The organism is Streptomyces sp. YGL11-2 (assembly GCF_050054615.1).
Classification (GTDB): domain Bacteria; phylum Actinomycetota; class Actinomycetes; order Streptomycetales; family Streptomycetaceae; genus Streptomyces.
In genome coordinates, this window is sequence record NZ_JBNHIN010000002.1 from 1 (window position 1) to 3588 (window position 3588).

Below are 3588 nucleotides of genomic sequence, written 5' to 3' on the forward strand. Positions count from 1 at the left end.
CCTCGCGACTCGCGGCCTCCTCCGCACGCGCCTTGAGGTGCGCCGGCAACCGCAGATTGACGCGAGCGGTGCCACCCTCATCACCATCGGCGGGCGCCAGCACCCTGACCGGCTCGACCGGCACGACCGGCTCCACGGAGGCACCACCACCGACCGGCGGCGGCGTCACCACAAAGTCGGGATCCAGCCCCCGCAGCCGCACATCGACCGAACCCGGCGCCAGCTCGCGAGTGATCTCGTCCATCGCGGCGGAAAGCACATTGAGCATCGCCAGACGAGTCGCCGACTCCAAAGGCGCAGTGAGCCGCTCGGCCAACTCACGAGCATCTTCCCCGCCGGCCTCGGCAGCCACCGCCAGTTCCCGCCGCAGAGTGTCGACATACGGAGTGAGGTCCATGACGTCATAATGGCACCATCATGGCGCCACATGCAACCCCGAGTGGCACGCTCCGTGGGACGAACCCGAGGGAGGCCAGGAGAGCCCCATCCGACCTGGGGAAATACGATGGGATCGACCCGAGTAACCACCGCGCCATGCGCGCACATCCGCCCCTGCGAGCAGGAAACGGCGCCGGGTGGCACCACTCGACGCCAGATGGCACCAAGCCGCACCACCCGACATCACGCGACGCCAGACGATGCCCGCGACGCCGCAAAGGGGCCGTCACGACTCCTCTTCGCCCAGAACTCCCTGCAGGTCACCACCACCTGGACCAGTTCTGGAGATGCGGACACACCGACACCGCTAGAGTCGAGCCGGAGCTCGGCCCACAGGGGCTGTGGAGAAGGCGGCCGGCTCCCGCAATCCTTGCGTAGGCGTAGGTGTGGACGTACGGGATTGATCTTGGGGGACGGTGGGAAGTGCCGGATCAGCGCGGTGTCATTGACGTCAAGGTAAGCCGACGGGTCCTCTGGGTAGGCGCGGACGCCTATCCGATGCACAACATCACTCGCGCTCGCAGAACGGTCATCCCGCCCAGGCGCGGGTACGAGATACGGCGCTTCCTCAAGGCCGTTGCGGGCCTGGTGCTTGTCGGCACCGTCGTCATGGTCGTGGTGACCATCGCCGCGGGTGACCCGGCTCCGGGCGACCCGGGGCCATGGCTCAGCCCTGCCGACGTGGTGGCGGTGGCGGTGACGCTGCTCATCATCGCCAGCGTCGTCAGATTGATCCGAGCGCTGATCAGGCCAGTGCTGCATGCGCTGGTCCTTGAGACATCGGCCTCGGCGAACACGGTTCTGGTGAGTGCGGACGAGGAGAGGGTGATCGAGCTCGTCCAGCAGATCACGGGCGCGATCGAAAACGCCTCCGCTGAGTTTCAACTGACGGTGGAAAGCCTCCACGTCGGCGATGTCATCAAGCAATTCGGCAAGCGCAACATAGGGAAGGTGGTCCGATGAGCGGCGACTTTCATTTCGGTGACCGGGTGGAGCAGTACGGTGACCACAACACGGGCATCATCAAGAACCAGGGTCCGACCGATCCTCGCTCGGCCTTCAGGGACATGATCGCCACGATTCAGGTGATGCGGAACCAGGTGCCGGCCGAGGATCGCGAGATCATCGACGAATCTCTCCGCGCGATCGGAACCGGTCAGGACGTGCCGCACGGCACCCTGCGTCGCGCTCTCACCAGCATCTCCGGCGTGGCGACCATGATCGGCGCGGCCGGGGTGCCTGTCATCGAGTCGGTTCGTCGCGTCATCGAAGCACTGGGCAACTAACTCTCACCGCGGATGGGGCCACACCCCTTCACCGGCGTGCCGTGCTCGTTCCGGCACGCCGGGCACGCTTCGCCGGGCCGGCCATCTCCCCGGCGCACGTGGCGTATTCAGTATCGGTGACAAGTCAGCGCTCGCCCCGGCGAGTTGTCATCGCGCGACGGTGACGGGCCCGCTCGACTGCCGATGTCGACAGCTACGAAGGGGAGACGAGCACTGTCCACGAGTACTGGGAAACGTGGGAGTACTCGGAGCGCTGGGAGTGGGAGACCTGGTAGGAAGACCGATGGGAACCGGCTTCGACACGGCCGAGCCGATCCGCTCGCCAGTCCAAGGGATGTCGCGGCCACCGACGGCTGCCAGCTGACCCGGTTGCCGTACATCGCTGCTGCACTGCACGACAAAGCCCCCGTCCGGAGATACCGGCGGGGGCTTCGACCTGCTGTGCGCTCGGCAGGATTCGAACCTGCAACCTTCTGATCCGTAGTCAGATGCTCTATCCGTTAAGCTACGAGCGCTTGGCTTTCCGGCGGTTTTTCTTGCCGGTCGGCGTTGCGGGAACAACATTACATGACCTGCGCCGTCACGCGAAATCCGATTCCCAGACCCACTCTGACCTGCGGAAATGCCGTTGGGGGCGATGGGCGGAGGCCAGCGGTCCCAAGGGGAGCCATCGATGATCCGGACGAAGTTCGGGCGGGTGTAGCCCTCTTCGAGGCGGGGTGGTCGGTGACGGTGGCCTCGCGGGGTCTCAGCGGGTCGGGCGTCGCAGCCGACAGCGGGGACATCGTCGAGGATGCCGCCGAGGACATTGCCGAGGACGTCGAGTTCGGCGCCGGCTGTGACGGGGGCCACTTCCGGTGGTCGTATGGTGCGGGATCCGGGCGGGTGGAGGGCCGGGGCCCGGTGGGCAGGGGGCGGGCGGCCCGCCGGTGGGGACGCGCGCCGGGGGCACCGGGGGCGGTGCGGAGGCCGGGTGGAAGTGGGAGCAGGGGAGGAGCGGGGGCGGGGGCCGTACGCGGAGGGGCGCGCCCAGGCCGGCGGAGGGGGAGGCAGAGGAGAGGGGGGAGGAGAGGCGGAGGAGGTCGTCGCTGCCGGTGCGGGTGGCGGGACGCGCGGGCCGGGTGGGGCTCGGGCGGTGGGGACCGCGTGGGCCGTGGGAAGGACCCGGACTCCGGAAAGGGCTCAGGCCCGGGAAAGGACTCAAGCCCTGGAAGGGCTCAGGCCCGGGAAAGGACTCAAGCCCTGGAAGGACCCGGGCCCCGGAAAAGGCTCAGGCCCTGATCGTGATCGATCAGGGCCCGAAGTGGAAGAAGGAGCGGAGGCGGAGGGATTTGAACCCTCGATGGGTGGTAAGACCCAAACCGCATTAGCAGTGCGGCGCCATAGACCGGACTAGGCGACGCCTCCCCACACCTCACGCGCGCAAGCGCGCTGTGGTGTGTCCAGATGATGGCACAGCTCCAGGGGCTGTCACCAATCGCCCCCTACGGTACTAGCCCCGCGGCCCACCCGGCAAAGACGTTCCTGCGGCGCAACGTCGGGGGCGGCGGTGCGTTAGGAGTGTCAGGGCCGTGCGGCGATCCGCGTGTCGTGCGCCCCGGGCGCGTACCAACCGGGTACCGCCCCGCACTCGCCTCCCTGGAGCCCGTGATGCCGTATCGCCGGACGACGTCCTTCCTCGCCGCGGCCACCAGTGCCGCCACCGCCGTCGTGGCCGTCGTCGCCGCGCTCGCCCTGGCACCGGCCGCCGCTGCCGCCCCGATCCCGCTGCCGCACCAGCACTCCGCGGACGACATCGCGCACACCGGCCGCGGGGGGGGGGGGGGGGGGGGGGGGGGGGGGGGGGGGGGGGGGGGGGGGGGGG

At 68.8% G+C, this 3588-nt stretch carries 3 protein-coding genes and 2 tRNA genes; 2 read left to right on the forward strand and 3 right to left on the reverse strand.

Going from position 1 to position 3588, the window contains the following annotated elements; genetic code table 11:
• On the reverse strand, positions 1 to 397 hold a 397-nt coding region (locus tag ACO1BR_RS02330; RefSeq protein WP_426793343.1), incomplete at its 3' end, for a hypothetical protein.
• A 464-nt stretch (positions 398 to 861) separates the two neighbouring features.
• Between ACO1BR_RS02330 and ACO1BR_RS02335 the strand changes: the two genes are divergently transcribed.
• Both ACO1BR_RS02335 and ACO1BR_RS02340 read left to right on the forward strand, forming a co-directional pair.
• Entirely contained in the window at positions 862 to 1401 is a 540-nt protein-coding gene (locus ACO1BR_RS02335) for a DUF6232 family protein (RefSeq protein ID WP_426793344.1), read from the forward strand.
• The gene (locus ACO1BR_RS02340; RefSeq protein WP_426793345.1) at positions 1398 to 1724 is read left to right on the forward strand and encodes a hypothetical protein; all 327 of its coding nucleotides are present in this window, start codon (positions 1398 to 1400) and stop codon (positions 1722 to 1724) included. The genes ACO1BR_RS02335 and ACO1BR_RS02340 overlap by 4 nt, the downstream gene beginning before the upstream one ends.
• Positions 1725 to 2166: 442 nt before the next feature.
• On the opposite strand, the gene ACO1BR_RS02345 is transcribed toward ACO1BR_RS02340, so the two are convergent.
• Both ACO1BR_RS02345 and ACO1BR_RS02350 read right to left on the reverse strand, forming a co-directional pair.
• Positions 2167 to 2239: transfer RNA gene (locus tag ACO1BR_RS02345), tRNA-Arg, on the reverse strand.
• Between the two features lie 801 nt (positions 2240 to 3040).
• Positions 3041 to 3131 (reverse strand) — tRNA-Ser (locus tag ACO1BR_RS02350).
• Positions 3132 to 3588 lie beyond the last annotated feature (457 nt).